Source organism: Paenibacillus sp. NPDC056579, assembly GCF_042793215.1.
In the GTDB taxonomy this organism is placed as follows: Bacteria; Bacillota; Bacilli; order Paenibacillales; family NBRC-103111; genus Paenibacillus_S.
This window is the reverse complement of sequence record NZ_JBHTVD010000002.1, coordinates 604,152-624,504: the sequence shown is the minus strand read 5'-3', so window position 1 is coordinate 624,504 and position 20,353 is coordinate 604,152. Positions and strand designations below refer to the sequence as shown.

The 20,353-nt window shown below is 50.3% G+C and carries 21 protein-coding genes and 1 other RNA gene; 10 read left to right on the top strand and 12 right to left on the bottom strand.

All coding sequences use genetic code 11. From position 1 onward, the window contains the following. Positions 1-91: 91 nt before the first annotated feature. Complete coding sequence (gene tpx / locus ACFQ88_RS10345; RefSeq protein WP_379454040.1) at positions 92-607, top strand: thiol peroxidase; 516 nt, start codon at positions 92-94, stop codon at positions 605-607. Between the two features lie 72 nt (positions 608-679). On the opposite strand, the gene ACFQ88_RS10340 is transcribed toward tpx, so the two are convergent. Together ACFQ88_RS10340 and ACFQ88_RS10335 are read right to left on the bottom strand one after the other, a co-directional pair. Further along, positions 680-1,069: a DUF1499 domain-containing protein gene (locus ACFQ88_RS10340; protein WP_239633444.1), complete on the bottom strand. Its 390-nt coding sequence runs from the start codon at positions 1,067-1,069 to the stop codon at positions 680-682. 397 nt (positions 1,070-1,466) lie between these two features. After that, on the bottom strand, positions 1,467-2,654 hold the full coding sequence (locus ACFQ88_RS10335) for an ROK family transcriptional regulator (RefSeq protein WP_379454039.1): 1,188 nt from the start codon (positions 2,652-2,654) through the stop codon (positions 1,467-1,469). A gap of 163 nt (positions 2,655-2,817) precedes the next feature. Between ACFQ88_RS10335 and xylB the strand changes: the two genes are divergently transcribed. Then, positions 2,818-4,347, top strand: a complete 1,530-nt coding sequence (xylB, locus tag ACFQ88_RS10330) for a xylulokinase (protein WP_379454038.1) — start codon at positions 2,818-2,820, stop codon at positions 4,345-4,347. 137 nt (positions 4,348-4,484) lie between these two features. Here xylB and ssrS read toward each other — a convergent pair. From ssrS to cshA, 3 genes are all read right to left on the bottom strand, one after another. Continuing rightward, a non-coding RNA gene (gene ssrS / locus ACFQ88_RS10325) (6S RNA) lies at positions 4,485-4,665 on the bottom strand. Positions 4,666-4,742: 77 nt separating this feature from the next. Beyond that, a complete protein-coding gene (locus ACFQ88_RS10320; protein WP_239633441.1) occupies positions 4,743-5,639 on the bottom strand; it encodes a YesL family protein in 897 nt (298 codons plus the stop codon). Positions 5,640-5,977: 338 nt separating this feature from the next. Next, the gene (gene cshA, locus ACFQ88_RS10315; RefSeq protein ID WP_379454037.1) at positions 5,978-7,582 is read right to left on the bottom strand and encodes a degradosome RNA helicase CshA; all 1,605 of its coding nucleotides are present in this window, start codon (positions 7,580-7,582) and stop codon (positions 5,978-5,980) included. Between the two features lie 276 nt (positions 7,583-7,858). Between cshA and ACFQ88_RS10310 the strand changes: the two genes are divergently transcribed. The 5 genes from ACFQ88_RS10310 to tatA all read left to right on the top strand — a co-directional run bounded on the left by ACFQ88_RS10310 (position 7,859) and on the right by tatA (position 10,962). Further along, complete coding sequence (locus tag ACFQ88_RS10310) at positions 7,859-8,392, top strand: DUF4178 domain-containing protein (protein ID WP_239633440.1); 534 nt, start codon at positions 7,859-7,861, stop codon at positions 8,390-8,392. 39 nt (positions 8,393-8,431) lie between these two features. Next, positions 8,432-9,229, top strand: a complete 798-nt coding sequence (locus tag ACFQ88_RS10305) for a DUF4247 domain-containing protein (RefSeq protein WP_379454036.1) — start codon at positions 8,432-8,434, stop codon at positions 9,227-9,229. 182 nt (positions 9,230-9,411) lie between these two features. Further along, positions 9,412-10,236 carry a YitT family protein gene (locus ACFQ88_RS10300; RefSeq protein ID WP_239633438.1) on the top strand — a complete coding sequence of 275 codons (825 nt, stop codon included), beginning with the start codon at positions 9,412-9,414 and terminating at the stop codon, positions 10,234-10,236. 170 nt (positions 10,237-10,406) lie between these two features. Then, the gene (locus ACFQ88_RS10295; RefSeq protein WP_028547871.1) at positions 10,407-10,601 is read left to right on the top strand and encodes a hypothetical protein; all 195 of its coding nucleotides are present in this window, start codon (positions 10,407-10,409) and stop codon (positions 10,599-10,601) included. A 115-nt stretch (positions 10,602-10,716) separates the two neighbouring features. Further along, the gene (tatA, locus tag ACFQ88_RS10290) at positions 10,717-10,962 is read left to right on the top strand and encodes a twin-arginine translocase TatA/TatE family subunit (RefSeq protein WP_379454035.1); all 246 of its coding nucleotides are present in this window, start codon (positions 10,717-10,719) and stop codon (positions 10,960-10,962) included. 66 nt (positions 10,963-11,028) lie between these two features. On the opposite strand, the gene ACFQ88_RS10285 is transcribed toward tatA, so the two are convergent. Continuing rightward, complete coding sequence (locus ACFQ88_RS10285; RefSeq protein WP_379454034.1) at positions 11,029-12,189, bottom strand: MFS transporter; 1,161 nt, start codon at positions 12,187-12,189, stop codon at positions 11,029-11,031. Positions 12,190-12,323: 134 nt separating this feature from the next. Here ACFQ88_RS10285 and ACFQ88_RS10280 point away from each other — a divergent pair, with 134 nt between their 5' ends. After that, on the top strand, positions 12,324-13,502 hold the full coding sequence (locus ACFQ88_RS10280; protein WP_379454033.1) for a putative glycoside hydrolase: 1,179 nt from the start codon (positions 12,324-12,326) through the stop codon (positions 13,500-13,502). 66 nt (positions 13,503-13,568) lie between these two features. Here the strand turns inward: ACFQ88_RS10280 and ACFQ88_RS10275 are convergent, their stop codons facing one another. Together ACFQ88_RS10275 and ACFQ88_RS10270 are read right to left on the bottom strand one after the other, a co-directional pair. Then, entirely contained in the window at positions 13,569-14,243 is a 675-nt protein-coding gene (locus tag ACFQ88_RS10275; protein ID WP_379454032.1) for a uracil-DNA glycosylase, read from the bottom strand. A gap of 29 nt (positions 14,244-14,272) precedes the next feature. Continuing rightward, positions 14,273-14,806 (bottom strand): NADPH-dependent FMN reductase, encoded by a 534-nt coding sequence (locus ACFQ88_RS10270; RefSeq protein ID WP_239633433.1) that lies wholly within the window; start codon positions 14,804-14,806, stop codon positions 14,273-14,275. A gap of 218 nt (positions 14,807-15,024) precedes the next feature. Between ACFQ88_RS10270 and ACFQ88_RS10265 the strand changes: the two genes are divergently transcribed. Then, positions 15,025-15,471, top strand: a complete 447-nt coding sequence (locus ACFQ88_RS10265; protein ID WP_379454031.1) for a peroxiredoxin — start codon at positions 15,025-15,027, stop codon at positions 15,469-15,471. Positions 15,472-15,588: 117 nt separating this feature from the next. Here ACFQ88_RS10265 and pfkA read toward each other — a convergent pair whose 3' ends face one another. The 4 genes from pfkA to ACFQ88_RS10245 all read right to left on the bottom strand — a co-directional run bounded on the left by pfkA (position 15,589) and on the right by ACFQ88_RS10245 (position 18,778). Continuing rightward, positions 15,589-16,554 carry a 6-phosphofructokinase gene (gene pfkA / locus ACFQ88_RS10260; RefSeq protein ID WP_239633431.1) on the bottom strand — a complete coding sequence of 322 codons (966 nt, stop codon included), beginning with the start codon at positions 16,552-16,554 and terminating at the stop codon, positions 15,589-15,591. Positions 16,555-16,596: 42 nt separating this feature from the next. Continuing rightward, entirely contained in the window at positions 16,597-17,622 is a 1,026-nt protein-coding gene (locus tag ACFQ88_RS10255) for a tetraprenyl-beta-curcumene synthase family protein (RefSeq protein WP_239635327.1), read from the bottom strand. Between the two features lie 43 nt (positions 17,623-17,665). Further along, entirely contained in the window at positions 17,666-18,262 is a 597-nt protein-coding gene (locus ACFQ88_RS10250) for a hypothetical protein (protein ID WP_379454030.1), read from the bottom strand. A gap of 198 nt (positions 18,263-18,460) precedes the next feature. Continuing rightward, positions 18,461-18,778, bottom strand: coding sequence for a hypothetical protein (locus ACFQ88_RS10245; protein WP_239633429.1), 318 nt, complete (start codon positions 18,776-18,778; stop codon positions 18,461-18,463). A 238-nt stretch (positions 18,779-19,016) separates the two neighbouring features. Here ACFQ88_RS10245 and ACFQ88_RS10240 point away from each other — a divergent pair, with 238 nt between their 5' ends. After that, positions 19,017-20,351 (top strand): multi antimicrobial extrusion protein MatE, encoded by a 1,335-nt coding sequence (locus ACFQ88_RS10240; RefSeq protein WP_379454029.1) that lies wholly within the window; start codon positions 19,017-19,019, stop codon positions 20,349-20,351. Positions 20,352-20,353 lie beyond the last annotated feature (2 nt).

Genomic DNA, 20,353 nt, shown 5'->3' with positions numbered 1-20,353 from the left:
TCCTCCGATTGGACAAGTTCCTTTTAAAAAGTTTATAATAATCTGTGGTGAAATACCAATCATTCTTAAGAATATTAAGGAGGCCCATTCCATGGCACAAGAACGTTCCGGAGCAACACTTAAAGGCAACCCGATTACCTTAGTAGGACAAGAAATCAAGGTAGGGGACAAAGCTCCTAACTTCCAAGTTAACAAAAACCTGATGGAACAAGCAACCCTTGCTGACTATGCAGGCAAAATCAAGCTGATCAGCGTCGTTCCTTCTCTTGACACCGGCGTTTGTGATGCTCAAACTCGCCGTTTCAACGAAGAAGCAGCCAAGCTTGGCGATAACGTAGTTGTGCTGACAATCAGTGTGGATCTTCCTTTCGCGCAATCCCGCTGGTGCGGTGCTGCCGGCATTGATAAAGTCATTACATTGTCCGACTACAAGAACCATTCCTTCGGTGAAGCTTATGGCGTATTGATCAAAGAAATTCAACTTCTGATGAGATCCATCTTCGTTATCGACGTTAACGACACCGTTCAATACGTTGAATACCTGCAAGAAATGACAGAGCATCCAAACTACGAAGCTGCTGTAGAAGCTGTAAAAAAGCTCGTTTAATTACATAGCATCTCAAGAAAAAACAGCGAGAGAAGCCAACGCTTCCCCCGCTGTTTTTTCTGCCATTCCTTGTTACTTGTCATCTTTATAAGCGGCAAGTCGTTTATCGAGTTGTCTGTATATTTCCAGAATCGTTCTGTAGTTGGAGCCCAAGTCGCCCAAGGATCCTCTGGAGGCCGAGTAGATGTCGATGGCAGTTTTTAAAGGATTGATGCTGAATAAAGTCAGCGTAATGTCTTGAGTCCGCCCGGTTACCGTTTTCTTCTCTACCACGATCTCTCCAACATTCCTTACTTCATGAAGGAGCTTGTAACCATTCATTTTCTTAAACATGTTGGTGACTTCATCCCAAACCTGATCCATATTCAGTTTATAGTATCGGGTTTTCAAAGCCGGATCTTTCGCTCTCTCCCCAGTTGTTTCATGGCTGCGAATTAGGCCGATTAAGGTGCGCTTTAACAAAGCTTTCCCTCCTCATAGAAGTACAATACAAATCCGGTATACACTAATCTTTATCATATCATTGTTTGCCTAGTTGATAAAGTGTTATTTCACATTTTTGACAACATTATGTTTTTTTGATGAAGATATATTACATTTCCATGACATCGCTTTCTTTATGTAGTTTGCAGCCATGCATCCCGCGTCAACCCGCGTATCGCAGGGCGCCGCCACAAGGCTGTAAAGGCCGCTTCCTAAGCAAAACTTAATTCAGAAGGCAAACGATCCAGCCTGATGCGAAGCGAGCGCCGTGAGCCTTTGTAAGCTTCGCTTGAACTGCCCGACGGACTCCTTACATGCCTGCTGCAGTCTCCAGGCTCTCAGCTTGTACAATATCGGTCGCCTTTCATTCCCTCGGTCAGCTCAAATTCGAACTGCCAGGCTGGAGACTCATCCGGTCCCGGATTACGGAAGATATAGCGCCCAACGCGCAGCCATCCTCACCCAGGCGGGAATATTTCACTTCCACGCGAAAAGAACTCATATAGGAGAATCGTTCCGACAACGATTGATGGACGCTCTCATCGATCCAATCCGCATATCGGCCCGCTGCACTGCCAATCACAATCATTTGCGGATTCAGAGTCTGCATCATATTGCCTATCCCGACACCAAGATATTGCCCCGCTGTACGGACAGCTGCCAGTGCATCCGGCTTCTGCGCTTTAAGCTGCGCGAGAAGCCATTCCGTAAAGTCCGGCGAATACTCCCTATGCAAATCATTCGCAATGGCCCGCTCGGATGCGTACGTCTCCCAGCAGCCTTTATTGCCGCAAGAGCATGCCCGCCCGTTCAACTCCAGCGTCGTATGCCCGACTTCTCCTGCGAAGCCGCCGTTTCCCCTAAACAATTCGCCGTGCAAGATAAGTCCCGCGCCGATTCCCGCAGCAACGCTCAAATAGAGCATGTCCGGGCAGTCTTCCGCGGCCCCGTATTCGAACTCGCCAAGCGCAGCCAGATTCGCTTCGTTATCGATAATAACCGGGATGCCCAGCTGCTCTTCGAGCCTTTCCTTCCACTGCAATTGCTTCCACCCTATATGGGGGACGAATAAAATACGGCTCGACGGGTATTCGACGTATCCGTGAATCCCGATTCCCGCCCCAATGAGTCCTAAGGGGCTGCCGGGCAAAAGCTCGCGTTCTTTGCCAATTAAGGAGCCCAGCTGCTGAAAAACAAGCTCGGCGTCACTCGCCGCCTCATAAGGATACTGCGACTTTCGGACAACACGGCCGCCCAGATCGGTAACGACGCACAGCATGTTCGTTGCTCTCATATCGATTCCGATAACGTACCCCGCTGTGTTGTTCATCTCCAGCATCATCGGCTTGCGTCCGCCGCTCGATTGCCCTATCCCAGTCTCCGTTATCCAATGCTCGGCGATCAATTCCTCCACCAATGCGGATACCGTCGCCCGGGTCAGCTTCGTCTGCTTGGCCAGCTCCGCCCTGGAAATAGGCGCGTGCAGCTTCGTCAGCTGAAGAAGCGTCGATTTGTTAATTGCTTTTAATAACGAGCTGTCTCCCGACATCGTCTCTCGTTTCACACTTTCCACCATCCGTTTCACTGAACCGTTGTGCAAGTATTTATTTTATAGAACATCGTCCCAAAAGTCAGCAGGATTTTTGCTTTTGCATGCGAATATAGTATAACATGAATTTGTTTATCTAATAAACAAAGTAAATGATATTCGTTCGAGGTGAAGCATAATGTCTTATTTTCTTGGTATTGATCTGGGGACTTCCGCTGTAAAATGTATCCTTGTAGACGATCAAGGTAATGTGAAAGCAAGCCACAGCGTAGAGTATCCGCTGCTGCAGCCGCAGCCCGGGTGGGCGGAGCAGCATCCGGAGGACTGGTGGAACGGAACGGCCGCCTGCATTCGCCAGCTGCTCGATAAAGCAGCCGTAAGCGGCAGCCAGGTGGCCGGCATCGGCTTATCCGGGCAGATGCATGGATCGGTGTTTCTCGACCGGGAGCTGCGGGTCATCCGCCCCGCCCTGCTCTGGTGCGATCAGCGAACCGCCGCGGAATGCGAATGGATCGAGAGCACGATCGGCGCGAAGGAGCTGGGCCGGCTGACCGGCAACAAGGCGCTGACCGGCTTTACCGCGCCGAAGGTCATCTGGCTCCGCAATGCAGAGCCGGAGCATTACGCCCGGACAGCGCATTTGATGCTGCCCAAGGATTATGTTAGGCTGCAGCTGACGGGAGCCTTCGGCATGGACATGGCCGACGCCAGCGGGACGCTGCTGCTCGACGTGGCGAACCGGCGCTGGTCGCCTGAAGTCGTAGAGCGGCTAGGCATTCCTATGGAATGGCTGCCGCCGCTCTACGAGAGCAACGCCATAGCCGGGCACCTGCTTCCGGCGGCGGCGGAGCTGACCGGACTGGCTGCGGGCACGCCAGTCGTTGCCGGCGGCGGCGACCAAGCCTGCGGCGCGGTCGGCGTCGGGGTCGTGCAGCAGGGCATCGCTTCGGTTGCCCTGGGTACGTCCGGTGTCGTCTTCGTCCACGACGACACGTATCAAGCCGACGCGGAGTGCAGACTGCACTCCTTCTGCCATGGGGTGCCGGGCAAGTGGCACCGTATGGGCGTCATGCTGGCGGCCGGAGGCTCGTTCCAGTGGTGGAAGAACCACTTCGCTTACGAGGAGCTTAAGCGGGCTGAGGAAGAAGGACGCGACGTGTACGAGTACCTTACCGAGCTGGCGTCTACCGCCCCGCTGGGCAGCGAAGGCTTGCTGTTCATGCCTTACTTGACCGGCGAGCGCACGCCGCATCCGGACCCGCAAGCACGGGGCGGATTCATCGGTTTGAACCTGCGCCACTCAAAGGCTCACTTGACCCGTGCCGTCCTGGAAGGCATCACGTTCGGACTCCGCGACTCCCTGGAGCTGGTCAAAGCCTCCGGCATCGAGATCAAAGAGCTGCGGGTCAACGGCGGCGGAGCCCGTAGCGGCTTCTGGCGGCAAATGATCGCCGACATCTTCGGCTACCCCGTCGTAACGGTCAACTCGACGGACGGCCCCGCCTATGGAGCTGCTGTGATGGCTGCCTCCGGCGTGTTAAATCAGAACATTGAGGATTTATGCGAGCGATGGATTCAAGTGGTTGACCGCGTGGAACCGAATGCGGACAATCAGAAGCAATACGAGCGGTATTATGAGGTTTACAAGACCCTATATCCGACTTTAAAAACAACGCTGCATCAGTTATCCGATCTCGCATCGTTATAGCCATACCAAGAGCCGGAACGAAGGAACGCTTCGTCCGGCTTTTTTAGCACAGTCTTATCTGCACACTAAAAAAGCCTGTCCGGATTTCGTATCCGAAACAGGCTTTCCGCATGATTGTATGTTCAGAAAATGGCACAAAAAAACCCGCATATGCCGTCCGATTTAGCGTTTCAAACCCGCTCTCGCAGGTGGGTGTCCGCAGAACCGCGTTTGAAGTCCCTTTTCGAGGGCATGTCAGCAACGATTCAATGTAGGTCTCCCAAGAAACAGTCATTGGTTCAAAACAACTTAAAACCGAAACGTACATCGCAGGATTTTGTTGTACACTCATTATATTCGTTTGCTTCCGAAAAGTAAACCTCGGCGCGTATCAACTTCTTGCCATGTGATGCAATTTATTGATCGCTTGTCTTAGGTTTCCCATCCGGCTCTTGTTGATTCACGGAAGCTGAAAAAGACTTGTCTGCCGGAACGACATCCTTGCGCACGTCCTTATCGTCCCCGTCACCCGCATTCAGCTGCAGCGGATCCTCTTCCTTTTGTCCTTCAGCTTCGGCCTGGGCTTCCGCTTCCTTCTCTGCCAATTCCTGCTGCTTCGTCTGAAGCTTGCCGAATATCGTATTAAAGTGCCAGAACGAGATGACCGCAATAATACTGCCCATAAAAAACGGAATTAAGAACGTAAACTTCGCCAAGCTGAAATATACGACAACCCCGTTCAGTACGATCATCGAAATGGAGCGCGCCGGATGACCGATCGTAATGAGAATGGAGTTTTTAATAATTTGCAGCAGCTTCATATGAAGATGCGACAAGATGGAGAAAAAGTGAAAGAAGGATACGGACAGAAGAACTGTAAGCGTCAACACCAAATACTTCAAGACGCTCCATCCGCCGCCAACCGAGTTATAGTAATACAAATTCGCTGCAATTACGATTCCGAATACAAAGTAAATCAGTCCGCCGAGCATGGCTTGCTTGAAATTTTCCTTGTACCCGCGGAAAAACGTTTTGAACAGCGGTACGTCCTCTTCGCCGGTCAACCATTTGCGAGCTACAGCAAACATGGCTGCTGTCGACGGAAACAAGGTGAACGGCGCTAAGATCCCGCATACGATCAACATCGAGTAAAACTGCATCAGGGTTTCATCCACCTGAATCGTGAACAATCCGAAGAATGCGATGAGGAAAAAAGGCAAGCCGCATAAAATCCATAACACATTTATAACGGATAACCGCATAATCCATTCTGAAATGCGGTAAAATCCCCCCATTACTCCTTTAAACTCCAATACAAAACCCTCCTTAGCGAATACAATGCTTGGCTTACCTTTAGGTGACTAGCTCTATTATAGCCTATTTTCATCCATCTAGGTAGCAGTCTATGCAGCAAAAGTCCATAGACATATGATATATCAACACCCGGCAATCACACAAGTAAAGGAGGCTGACGACATGTCTGTAGGAGGACTTTTTACTTCTTCCGCAATTATTTTGGTACTGTTCATCCTGTTGGTTATCGTACTTCAAGGATCTTTTTATTAATAGATGGTAACAAAAAAAGGTGAAGCTTTCTTAAATAGAAAGCTTCACCTTTTTAGTTCATGACAGGGCGTGATGCCCTGGTCAATTAGTTTTTCACCAATTCTTCATTGTTGGAACGGGAAGAGGTAGAACGGTTAAATCCTCGGTCGCGTCCATAATCGCGGTTTTGGCCTTCTCCACGTCCGCCGCGGCTATCGCGGTCGCGGGAGTAATCTCTTCCGCCGCCATCTCTGCGCGGAGGTCTGGAGCCAGAGCGGTCACGATCGCCGTAAGGTCTGCCGCCGTCGCTGCGGCGAGCGCCGCCTGCCGTTCCGTAAGGACCGGATGGTCTGCGGCCGGAGCTGCGAACGTCCGGTCTTCTCTTCTTAGCGCGAAGCGGTTCTTCCGGAGTCAGCTCGATCTCGATTTCCTTCTTGTCTCCGGTCAGCAGCTTCAATGCGGAAGCAAGCAAATGCACGGAATCGTGCTGCTCCAGCAATTGAATTGCCAATCCTTTGTATTCGTTATGCTCGTCTTTTTGCAATACTTCCAAGATGCGTTCAGCCGTAACCTTTTGCTTGCCTTCAATAGCTTCTGCAAGGCTAGGCATTGGCTTTCTTGCAATTTTATGACGAGTAATTTTCTCGATGAAATGCAAGTGGTCGATCTCTCTAGGCGTAACGAAGGTGTAAGCCGCCCCTTCTTTGCCTGCACGTCCTGTACGGCCGATACGGTGTACATAGCTCTCCGGATCCTGCGGCAGGTCGAAGTTAATAACGTGAGTAACGCCGGATACGTCCAAGCCGCGTGCCGCTACGTCGGTAGCTACCAGCACATCGATGCTGCCATCGCGGAATTTGCGCATAACGTTATCGCGTTGGTTCTGGGACAAGTCGCCGTGCAAGCCTTCCGCCGTGTAGCCTCGTTTTTGCAATGCTTCCGCCAGCTCGTCGACGCGACGCTTCGTGCGGCCGAAAATAATTGCCAATTCCGGAGCTTCCATGTCGATCAAACGGCACAAAGCTTCGAATTTTTGTCTTTCGTGAAGCTCGATGTACGATTGGTCGATCAATGGCGCGCTGACTTGCTTAGGAATAACGGATACATGCTCAGGGTTTTTCAGGAACTGATGAGCCAGCTTTTGAATGTTAACCGGCATCGTTGCCGAGAACAGCATCGTATGACGCTCTTCAGGAACAAGCTTCAGGATGGACTGGATGTCATCCATAAAGCCCATATCCAGCATTTCGTCCGCTTCATCAAGGATAACGGTTTGGACGTCGTCCAGCTTGATCGTTTTACGGTTAATGTGGTCGAGCAAGCGTCCAGGCGTACCGATGATGATTTGCGGTCTCTTTTTCAATGCGCGAATTTGCTTCACGATATCTTGACCGCCATAAATCGGCAGCGAGCGGATTCCCTTGAATCTTCCCAGCTTCTCGATTTCTTCTGCGACCTGAATGGCCAGCTCGCGTGTCGGGCACATGATCAATGCCACGATTTTCTCTTCTTTAACGTCGATCTTGTTAACGAGCGGGATACCGAACGCAGCCGTTTTCCCCGTACCGGTTTGGGCTTGCCCGATCAAGTCGCGATTCTCCATAGCAATCGGAATTGCTTTCTCCTGAATCGGTGTCGACTCTTCAAAGCCCATTTCCGTAATGGCGCGCAGTACCTTTGGCTCTAAGCCGAATTCGTTGAAGTTTTTCAAATGATTTCAATCTCCTTTTAACATAGGGTTCTTGTTTTTATTTACCCTTAAGTGCGACTCCTATATCCTTATATTGTATCTGCAAAATGCGTCCGAAGCATTCGTATTTAAATACGCAAGGCCGTACTTAAGAATATCTTTAGTATTGTACCACAAATGAAAATGATATTCCAGAAATTTCAGAGTGAAACCTTCACTTCCGTATTGTCGTATATTATATGTATAATACAAAAGAAACGAGCAAGTATTTATTGTATATACAAAGGAGAGTTCGCCATGTCGATTTGGAAAAGAGTCGGTGCTATCATCAAGAGCAATAAAGAAGAGGCGCCTGTCAAAGCGACGAATCCTATCGAAGATTCCCAGGTGGGAGACATCATTAACGTAGATTTGGAAGAGTATGTCGTTTCGGGAAAATTGACTTATTTCGACAGAGGCTTTGCACCTCACCGCTACGCTTACTATTTGCAGAACGGCAATGACATGGCCTGCCTGCTGATCGAGAAAGGCCGCACTTATGAATGCTTCGTATGCCATTTTGTGGAGGGATCTCTGGACAGCCCGCACGATGTTCCTACGGAGCTGGACGTAGACGGCGATGTGACGTACCATTTGGACAATCACCGGAGCGATACGGTTCGCGCCGATGGAAATACCGATTTTCGCGGCAATGACGATGTGATGATCTGGCGTTATTTCGGTCCGGAAGGCCGCTACTTCTTCCTGCAATGGCAGGACGGCAAATTCGTTGCGATGGAAGGCACGAAGACGCCGGCCGGACAAATCAAGTTTATGAAAGGCTCCCGATAAGTGCTATAATGGGAAGACCCCTATGGAGGTGATTCCGCTATGAAGAAGCGTTCGCTGCAGTGGCTTTCGATCATCCTGGTCTTTGCTCTGCTAGCAGGTTGCGGCAACGCCGGCAATTATATCAAAGATAATTACTCCTTAATCGATGTGCAGGGCCAAGGTAAAACGACTGCCAAAATTTACTCGGTCGAAGGCAAGGATGTGCCTACCGTCGCCAAAGAATTGGCCGGTCAGGAACCGCCGAAGGAAACCAGCAAGGAATCGGCTGATCAGATGTTCCTTGTTTATGACAATAAAATCGTTAACATTCAGAAGGACCCTGAGAACGAAGGGAATACGCTCGTCGAGCTGGATTCCATTGAATATGCCAAGGAAAACTACGGCTCGTCCTTTTTACAGGGCTATATAACGGCATCATTGCTGCAATCCCTGTTCGGAGGCGGCTGGTTCAGCAGCCATTCGAGCGGTCAAGATTACCGCGGATACACATCGAGCAAACGGTATAACGATTACGGGAAATACCAGTCGGTACCTTTCCCCTCTTCGTCCAAGAGCTCTTCGGGCAGCGCGACGGCGCCTTCCAAGACGAGTCCGTCTACAACGGACAGAAAGGGCAGCTTCAGCACCGGGACGACCACTCCACCGTCTTCTTCCGGTTCTAGCACCACGACTCCGCCGAAGAGCAGCTCGGGAAGCTCTAGCAGCAGCAACAGTAGTAGCAGTAGCAGCAACCTTCGTAAAAACGACGGCTCCACTCCTACTTACAAGGCGCCTAGCTCGAGCTCCAAATCGAAACCGAGCACCAGTACGCGCTCCGGTTCCTTCAAGAGAAAATAAACATTTATTACCACAAAAAGTCTCGCATACACTTCGTATCGCGGGGCTTTTTTTATATGACTTCCATTCGTTTATAAGACAAAAAACTAACCCAATCCCCGCTATTGTTAAGCAGATGATTGAAACCTTGTAATGATTCCGATACTAAGGATAACTTCACTTACACCTTGGAGGAACTACCTATGTTTTACCAATGGTCAAAATCACTGCTCATCGTTATTCTAGGCAGCGCTATCGTATCGGCTAGCTTTAACCTGTTCCTGATTCCGCACCAGCTGCTGAGCGGAGGCTTCTCGGGGATATCGATGATCGTCGGTTATTTAACCGGATGGAACATCGCCATTCTGTACTTTATCAGCAACCTGCCCATCCTGATATGGGGACTGTTAAAGATCGGCCGCAAGTTTATTATTCTGAGCGTCGTCTCCGTCATTATGACCAGCTGGTTTATGGAGCTGATTCCGCTGCATCCTGTTGCGCAAAATGAAATTTTGGCAGCGGTTACCGGCGGTGTGCTTATAGGTATCGGTACGGGCATCAGCATGCGTGTAGGCGGCTCCACCGGCGGCTTCGACATTATCGGCTCGATCATCACTCAAAAGAAAGACTTTCCGCTCGGCACGTTGCTGTTTATATTAAACGGATTGGTTATTGTGGCGCTCGGTTATTTTAAAAACAATTGGGACTTGGCGCTGTACTCGATGCTGTCCATATTTGTTACGGGCAAGATCATCGACACGATCCATACCCGCCATTTGAAGGTTACCGTATTCATCGTAACGAAGAACAAGGACGCGCTGCTTGAGCAGCTGATGAAAATTCAGCGCGGCGTGACGGTGCTCTCTACCGAAGGAGCTTATACGAAGCATCCTCAGCATATGCTGATGACGGTAACCACCCGCTACGAGCTGGCCGATTTGCAGATCATGATCCGTGAAACGGCGCCGGATGCGTTCGTCAACATAGTCGAAACGGTAGGCATTATGGGGCAATTCCGGCGTGGGTAAGCAGTGGACAAGGATTTAATATTAAGAAAAGATTAGAATAAAATCCCATACATTCTTGCGTCATTTGTGTTATAATGAAAGGAGTAATTTCATACAACTCCTCATGCTTTACCTGTGCTGCTACACGTAAGTCTAGCCTGATCCTCTCCAAGAGATGACGAGAAAGGGTGATGCTTGTGGAAACAGTAAAGTTATCGACGATTGTAATGAGATTGACTCCCGAGTTGTATCCTTTCCTGAAGCGGTCCGAGCTCGATTTTGAGATCGTGCTGCGCAACGGGCTTGAAGCATTGGAAGCCGAGGATGCAATGGAAATTATTCAATACAGTATTTCCGAACATCAAAAAGACGCCTTGCTCCATTGAGGGCGTCTTTATTTTGGATTCGCGAAAAATTTCGTGTTTCGTAATAAATTTTTCGTTATATTTCCTTAAAATAATGGTATGATAGAGTTAATACTATATAACGGAGGTAGATCGCATGGGCGCACTTTCACCATGGCATATCATATTAATTGCTCTTGTCGCATTGCTGCTGTTCGGCCCGAATAAATTGCCGGAGCTCGGCCGCGGTTTCGGTAAAATGTTCCGCGAGTTCAAGGATGCCACAACGGGCAACAACAACTCCGGATCTAATGATGAACCCCCGGTTCAAAAGAAAGAACTGGTATCCGCCGAAGCTCCGAAGCAGGACAATGTAGTTCCAAGCCAAACCAAACAAGGGTGAGGACAAAATAACAAGCCATCCGCCTATTGAAGGCCGATGGCTTTTTTTGTTTGATAAAGGAAACAGTTACTTTTGAAGGCTTCGCTCCTTGCGGGAAACCGCACGGGTGCCTAGCAGCAGAACGGCAGCTATAGCTGTCAAGCAGGCTCCGAAGCCGTACATGGCCTGGCCGCCCCACAGATCTTTAATATAGCCTCCAACGAAGCCACCGGTAATCCCCGCGAGTCCAAGAAACACGGCCGCAAGCATCGCCTGCCCCGTCGAGCGCAGCTCTTCCGGTACAAGCCTTACGGCGTACTGTACGGCAACAATCCAGAACACGGCGAAGGTTACGGAATGCGTGAGCTGCAGCGCAATGAGGATTGACGGATCCGTGATCCATGCATACAATGCCCAACGGACCGTATACAATACCGCTACCATGCCAAGCAGCGCCAGCTCATGAAACCGGTGCATATACCTGCCCAGCAATGCGAAGGTCGGTACTTCGCTTAATGCTGCGAGCGCCCAAGCCCAACCGGCCATCGAATCGGGTGCCCCCAAATCCTTCAAATACAGCACCAGCAATCCGTCATTCATCCGGTGCGGAATCATTAGCAAAAAAATCAGAAGCAAAAACCATAAAAAAGGACGGTTTTTGAGAACACTAGTAAGGGCGGTAATGGAAATGCCCGGACCGCCTCCCTTTTCGTCCTTAAGAAACAACAGCAGCACGAGAGGAAAAACCCATATGGACCAATACAGCCATGGAATGCTCTGCAGTCCCCCAATCAGGCTGAGAACCGAGCCTGCCGTCATCGCCATCAATGTGAAGCCGAGCGATCCCCACATCCGCACGGAGCCGTAGGGCAAGCCGGCATGGATCGTCGCTTTGATCGTCACACTGTCCAATAGCGGAACGGAAGAAAGCATGAAAAAGTAAAGCAGCAGCATGAACAAAAATGACCATCCATAGCCCTCCGTGACGAAAATTCCTGTACTGGAGAGCAGCGTACAAGTCCAAAGAAGGAAAATGATCAATTTCAACGTGTGGTACCGGTCGCTCAAATACCCCCATAGCGGTTGAGCGAAAATGGCTACGAACGGGCCGAACATCATTAAGAGCCCGATTTGCGCGGAAGAATACCCTTTCAATTCAAAATAAATCGGCAAAAACGGCATGAGGACAGCCGTTGTCGCATAGTAAAAAAAATTGAGCCCACGCAAAGTCCAAATTTGATTTTTCATAGCACCGGTCCTTCTTTGGCAAGTTAACCTAAACACCAAAAATTCAACAAAATGCGTCAAAGTTCTCTATTTACCTATCGACTCTTTTATTATAATGGTAGATATCATTCTGGCAAGGAGAGATTGACAAGCATATGGAACTTTTACTAGCATCGCTGTTGATGGTCGCAGGCCAAGTCGGAGCCGATCACCCTAACGTAAGCTTCGACCAGCTCGTTCAGGCTTCGCTCGATTCCAAGAACGCGGTCGTCCGGCAAGCCGACTCCGGTACGGGCAATAACGATTATTTAAGACCTCTTAACAAGAAGGATCCGCAAAAAGACGCCCCTAAAATCAAAGGGGTCTATGTAACGGCGCACAGCGCAGCCGGTGCAAGAATGAACACGCTGCTGAAGCTGCTCGACGATACGGAGCTCAACTCCATGGTTGTCGACATTAAAGATGATTGGGGATACATTACTTACAATACGGGCAATCCCGAGCTGGAGGCTATGGGAACGACCCAAAAAATCATTTCCGATATGCCCAAGCTGATAAGCACAATGCAGGAGCATGACATCTATCCTATCGCGCGGATCGTCGTATTCAAAGATACCGTTCTTGCCAAGAAGCAGCCCGAGCTATCATTCATCAATCCGGACGGCACCCTGTGGGGCAACAATAAGTCCAATCCCGACAGCTTCGTCAATCCTTATAAAAAAGAAGTATGGGATTACAACATCGCCATAGCCAAAGAAGCGGCCAAAGCCGGCTTTAAGGAAATTCAGTTCGACTACGTGCGATTCCCGGAAGGGTTCGAGAAACGGGCGGATACATTAAAGTATGACAAAGACGAACGGACTAGAATCCAGGCGGTTGCTGAGTTCGTCAAGTATGCCAGAGAGCAGCTGGCTCCATTAGGCGTCCGAGTCTCCGTGGACATCTTCGGCTATGCAGCCTCGGTTCCCGCCGCGGAAGGGATCGGACAGGATTTCGAGAAGATTTCGGAAAATGTCGACGTCATCAGCCCGATGATCTATCCAAGCCATTACTCTACCGGATGGTTCGGAGCCAAAATTCCTGATGCCGAGCCGTACGTCACGATCAACGGAGCAATGAAGGATACACACAAAAAGCTGGCTCCGATCAACGATATACAGCCCATTATTCGTCCATGGATACAAGACTTCACCGCCTCCTGGGTGCAAGGCTATATCAAGTACGGCAAACATGAAGTCGAAGAGCAGATCCGTGCACTGAAGGATAACGGCGTAGAGGAATTTTTACTGTGGAACGCAGTGAATACGTACACTCCAAATGTCGAATATAAATAAAGCATCCGTGGATGTAAAAATCCCCGTTGGAATTTATCCAGCGGGGATTTTGTTATTCTTATCAAGTTATAAGTCCGGTATTTGCCAGTCGATGGCTTCCGTGCCGATGCTTCTCAGGAAATCGTTGGCTTGGGAATACGGCTTGCTGCCAAAAAATCCGCGGTGCGCCGACAAGGGGCTTGGATGAACGGAACGCAGCACCTTATGATGCTTGTTCGTTATCAGCTGCATCTTTTGCTGTGCGTGGCTGCCCCACAGGATGAAGAGGACAGGCTGCTCGCGCTGGTTCAATTGAGAAATCACGCAGTCCGTAAATCGTTCCCAGCCTTTACCCTTATGGGAATTCGGCGTAGCCTCCCGTACGGTCATTACCGTATTGAGCAGCAATACGCCCTGCTCCGCCCAACGGACCAAATAGCCGTTATTCGGGATTTTGCACCCAAGGTCGTCTCGCAGCTCCTTGAACATGTTTTGCAATGACGGCGGCGCAGGGACTCCCGGCTTCACGGAGAAGCTCAACCCATGGGCTTGCCCCGGGCCATGATACGGGTCCTGTCCTAGGATAACGACCTTCGTATCCGCATAAGGCGTTAAGCGCAGCGCATTGAAAATATCATACATATCGGGATAGATGGTCCGCGATCCGTATTCTTCCTTAAGAAACTGCCGCAGCTCTTTGTAGTAGGACTGCTCGAATTCCTGTGCCAGCAAGTCTTCCCAATCGTTATTCAAGATGGGCATATCAATTATTCACTCCAAAATTTCGTTGATTAACCTCGAAACGTCGTTACCATGTGTACAAAATAATTTACCGTGCGATGAACCCGGTCCTTCACCTTCGTGTCCGCCGGTTCTCCTTCCGGCGTAAACACGCGCTGATCGCCTCCGATCGAAATCCACTCGGGGCAGTTAATGCCGTGCACGTTGCGGACGATCGTTTGCAGCTGCTGCAAGGAGCTTACGCCAACGGCGCCTCCCGTAGAGCTGACGGAGAGCACGACTTTCCCGTCGAACTGCTCAAAGCCGACATGGTCCAGTGCGTTTTTCAATACGCCGCTTGGAGCGCCGTGGTATTCGGGTGTTGCCAGAACGATGCCGTCCGCATCCTTCAATTGCTGTTTCATGAACAGCAGGTTGGTGTCATTCGCTTCGACATCCGGGCTGTAAATCGGTACAGGCGATTGATTCAGATCAATCAGCGTAACTTCGCATTCCTTGCCTTCCAGAACGGTTTGGATATATCGGCATAATTGGGTGCTGGTCGATTGCTTGCGGTTGCTGCCTGCTAAAATGGTTATTTTCATCACATTTGGCTCCTTCGCTTAACTTTATACACATAGTAGTATACAATGTATACTAAGTCAACTTATGGAAACGCCTATTTTTCTGTCCCAAAAGCTACAAGGATCCGTTTCTATAGGCCATGCTTTCTATCGTATCAGAATCCGGTCATTGTTGCATTTTTTTTCTAATATTAGCTACAATGAAACTAACGGACAATCTATAAAGGAGATGATGATGCATGCTGATGATAGGCGAACAAGCTCCCGCCTTCGAAGCCGACTCTACGCTCGGTCCGATCCGATTGAACGATTATCTCGGTAAACAGCCGATTGTCTTAATCTTTTACCCGAAGGACGAAACGCCTATTTGTACGAAGCAGCTGTGTGCCGTCCGTGACTCCAAAGCGGAATATGCCAAATATGATGCGCTGGTACTGGGCATCAATCCTGCATCCGTCGAGGAGCATCGGAAATTTTCCCAAAAGTTTATGTATGACTTCCCTCTCGTTTCCGATCACGAGGAAATGATCCGCCAGCTGTACGACGTCGGGAAAGTGTTTCTTCTAGGCCAGCAGCGTGTCGTCTATGTGATAGCCTCGGACGGAACAATCGTGTACGCCAAAAAAGGGAACCGCCCTACCTCCGAGATCATGGCCGTTCTGGAGCATCTGCTTACGACGAACTAAGATCCGCCAGTCGCTTTACCTGTTCTTGGCCGCTTAAGCCGTAAAAAGAACACCCCATGGAACCGTCTCGCCTTAAGCGGGCCGTTCCACGGGGTGTTCTTGTTTCGCAATGAAGCCTTATTGGGACAAGCGCTTGGTCAGTTCGTACAGTTCCATATTAAACTCTTTCTTCGAGTTGACTACTTTATCGATGTCAGTCGTAACCAATTCCCCTTTGATGACGCCGCATGATTTGCCGGATTCGCCTTCAATCAGCTTGCGGACGGCAAAATCGCCCAGCTTCCCTCCGAGAATACGGTCATTGTGAGTCGGAGCTCCACCGCGTTGGATATGGCCCAACACCGTAACGCGCGGCTCAATGCCGTTGCGCTTCGTGATTTCGTTGGCGATTTCTTCGCCCTTGCACACGCCTTCCGCTACGACGACGATACTATGGCGCTTCCCTTGGTCGAAGTTTCCCGCCATCCGTTGTGCTACTTCATCGAGATCGAACGGCACTTCCGGTACGAGGATCGTTTCCGCACCGCTGGCCAGTCCGGCATACAGCGCAATATCGCCGCAGTGGCGTCCCATAACTTCAACAACGGAAGAACGCTCATGGGAGCTCATGGTGTCGCGCAGCTTATTGATCGCGTCAACTACAATGCTGACGGCCGTATCGAAACCGATCGTAAAGTCTGTGAACGGAATGTCGTTATCGATCGTTCCCGGTAAGCCCATCGTTTTGATGCCCAGCTTGCTCAGCTTGTTGGCGCCTTGGTAAGAGCCGTCGCCGCCGATAACTACCAAACCGTCGATGCCCCGCTTCCGCAGGTTGTCCGCACCGAGCTGCTGCCCTTCAGGTGTCATAAACTCCTTACAGCGAGCCGTTTGCAAAATGGTGCCGCCGCGTTGAATGATGTCGCCCACGCTTCGCAAGTCCATCTCGCGGATGTCGTCGTTGATCAAACCGGCATAGCCGCGCTGCACCGCATAAACTTCCAACCCGTGAAACAGCCCGCTGCGCACAACCGCGCGCACTGCGGCGTTCATTCCTTGCGAATCCCCGCCGCTGGTCAAAACGGCTATTTTTTTAATAGACATGTATGGTTTCCTCCTATTCCTTGCACTCAGGTGCTCGGGAAATTATGATGTTTTACGAATCCAAACACTGTTGACGAAGAAAAAGAGGCGCGTCAACGGGCTGCCTTTCATTAATTCCCGTGAAATTTGCTTGACCTGCTTCTGCTTGCTTACTTTCGGATCGGACAAATACAATGCGAGTAAACCTTCAATAATCATGCGATGAAACGCCGGATGCTCCAGCCGGTTCGCTTTGTTGCGCGCTTCCAGCACGATAGCCGCAATCCGCTCTACCGTCTGATCCATGTTGTCGTAATAGCTGCAAAAGTTCAAATCGCCGCCGATTTCGTCTTCTTCCTGGTCAATCAAGTAATCCAGCAATATATGCAATCCGCAAATATACGGAAAATAAGCATCGTGAATCGTTTCTACGGCAGCCGGCTTCAATTGGGAATCCGAGGCTGCCAGAAACAGCATGAATACGCCCAGCGTCGACCCCGTCGCCGCCGCGAACTCATTCCAGCTTATGGCCGGAAAGCTCGCCTCGTGCTTGCTCCACCAGGCTTGCAGCGCGTCCTCTCTCAGCTCATGGCGAATATGCTTGTACACCTGCAGGTCGCAATAAAGCCCGACAAGCTTGCGTACGTTGTCCGCTACCAAAGAATAGGACGGCAGGAGCCTGATGCTAGCCTGGCATGTTTTGACAAGCTCATTCAAGTACCCGGCGTCTTCCTTCTCCTGCCGGAGTGCGTAATAATCGTGCAGCGGCTCCGCCGGATCGACGGCATCGAGCATCGATTGGTGCAGCATGCGGAAGTCGTCCGGGTCCATCGACGTGCTGCGGTCGCACAGGTTGTCCAAGTAATCGCTGATCGTTTGGAAAGCGACAATTAACGGAATAAGCACATGACGCATCGGCAAATTAGCGGCAGCATATACAGCCCCGCCTTCACAGTGAAACTGCTTGCTCGTCATGCTGTCAATTGCCTGCTTCTGAAGCTCCAGATCCGGAATGGATTCCGCCTTGGAACGCCAAAACTTCAACTGCTCCCTAACCTCGGGCAGCACATACCGGTATACTCGGAGCATCAGATGAATAGAGTTGCCTGGGACAAGCGACATGCGGCGCAGATCAGAGCTCAAGGGAATGTCCTCCGGTCTGCTGGAACGAGTATTGCACGAGAAGCTTGATTTCCACCCATTGCAGCTCTGTCAGCAGCTCCTCCGCCTGTTCGTTCTGAACGACGGTAACCTGCTGCTCCACTATATCCACGAACAAGTACGGATCCCAGGACGGCCCCGACACCAGCTTATCCAGCCGATTCTTTAACGAGTCGCTGCCGAAGGCTTCCGCAGCATAGCTTTGCACCCGCGCTTTGGCCGCAGCCTGCAAGGCATCGCCAACGGGATGCGCCCCTCCTTGCCGGAACCAATACTTGGAGTTGCCGTAGTCGCCTTCCATCCTGTGCATGATTGCATGCCAATAGCTGCCTAACGGGGTGTGCAATTCCTGGGACAGCTTATGCGAAGCCTCCAGGCTTTCATTCAGCAGGTGCAATCCCGCCTTGACCGCCTTCGCATTAGAAAGCGCACGGGAATCCAGGCCCTCCTGCGGCAGCTTCGAAATCCGGATATCGTGCAAATCATCCCATTCCTCCATGGGGTAGAGGGAAGGCCGGTGATCTCTTAACATATTCCATAACTTCTCGACCGCTTCCGTCCATGCCAAAACCAATCACCTCATCACAATAAAACTCGTAACCTTAATTATATTACAAAGTAAAGACAATGCCCATCTATTTCTTACCACATAGGAAAGTTTAACTTCGTTAAAGCATTAAAGTGCTTAACAAACTTTTCTGTTGGCGAATAAACCTACATCTGAACGCGGTCACTCATCTTCGAAAGACCTCGATAGAGGTTTATCTCAATGATGCGCAGCGGAGGCCGACACGTCCTGATTGACCCGGAACCAAAGGTGAAGCTCGTTAATGGTGCCCGCCAGCTCGGCAATCTCGCTGTTCAGCTCGCAGGACAGCTTGAAATTATCCTCCACATTCAATTGATTTTGCTTGCGGATAATGATTTTCTCGAGACGTTTGATCTGATCCGGTATCGTTCCCCGGATTTCTTCCCAGCGCAGCAATATATCAGACCGCTCTTGATCGGAGTACTCTTCCCATTCTTTGTCCAAATGAGGCAGCGGTATACCAAGTCGTTCATCTTGTACGAAAGTCCATGTCATAAATGGTTCCGCCTTTCTTAATTTTCGGGGCTCCCGGCAAAGTATCCGCTTTGGCTTCGAAGTCAAAGCGCCACTTTGCGGGGTTATTTTTCTGCACTTTCTTTATCTACATAAATGTACCACGAAGCCGCAACCCTCTGCCAGTAGGTATGTAAATTTTCCGCTCCACTCGGGAATTTCTATGCTATACTAGGAAGAATGATTGTTAACGTTAAACATACCTAGGAGCCTTGACTTTATGAGTAGCATCGAACAACCCAGAGTGACGTATAAGCAGCTGCTGACCTTTTTCATCCCGCTCGGAATAGCGTCCAGCCTCGTCACGATCTCTCACGTCATCATTAACAGTACGCTTGCCCGCTCCGCCAATCCGGAGATTATTATCGCAAGCTACGCGCTGCCTCTCAGTATTCTGGGCATCACTGAAAGACCCGCCGTTCTTATGCGGCAAACTTGCTCGGCTCTGGTTCGCGACCGCGTCTCCTTCCGGGCCATGTCCATCATCAGCTGGTATATATTGGCGGCAATTATGCTGTTAGGCGCCCTGATTTGCTACACTCCAGTAGGCAAATGGGTGTTTTTGCATTTTTTCGGCGTCGAGGAATCGCTGCTTCAGCCCATGGTCGATGTATATAAGATTTTAATGTTCGTCAGTATTTTTTCGGGACTGCGCTGTTTGTATCACGGAATTATCATTTTTAATATGCGAACCAAATGGCTGACGATCGGGATGGTAATCCGGCTTATTGCGATGTACGTGCTGTCGCTCTACTTCATTCATACGAACCAGGTTGACAGCGGTAAAGTCGGGGCTATTATTTTTCTGACGGGAATGGTGGTCGAGGCTGCGGTCAGTGTCTGGGAGGGCCGTTCGCTATTGAAGCAAATTCCCGAGAAAAAACCGGACCATCCGATCGAAAAGCCCAAGCAGATATTTCAATTTTACCGCCCGCTGCTCTACTCATCGGTCATCGCCGTTATCGTCGGGCCTGCAATTAATGCATTTTTGGGCAAAACGATGGATTTCCAGCTGGCTGTAGCGGCATTCGCCATTGCGGGAAGCTTGACGAACCTGGTGCAAAGCTTTTTCTCCTACATTCATCAGATCGTGCTGAACTTTTACCGTAAAGATTCGAAGGCGGTCATGCGCTTCACGCTCATGCTTGCGTTCATTCCGGGGCTGCTGATTGCCTTGCTCGCTTATACTCCGCTCGGACCGCTATTCATGCAGAATGTCATGGGTGTGAACGAACGGCTTATGCACGCCAGCCTCGATACGCTGCGAGTGTTTATGATTACGACGCTTGTATTTCCTTGGCTTGATTTCGGCAATGGAATGATCATGCTGCGCGGACAAACGAAGGTGATGGTTTGGTCCCAGGCGGCGAACGTCACAGTGACGCTGATTTCCCTCGTGCTCGGCGTGATGTGGAGTCCGGGCTGGAACGGAATGATCGGAGCTTTGGCGCAATCGCTCGGTCTTGCCGCCGAAGCGGCCGTCGTTTGGTTCGTCCTTAGGGAATTGTGGAAGACGTCCGACAAGCTGCCGGAACGAATGACTTTTAAAACATAGAA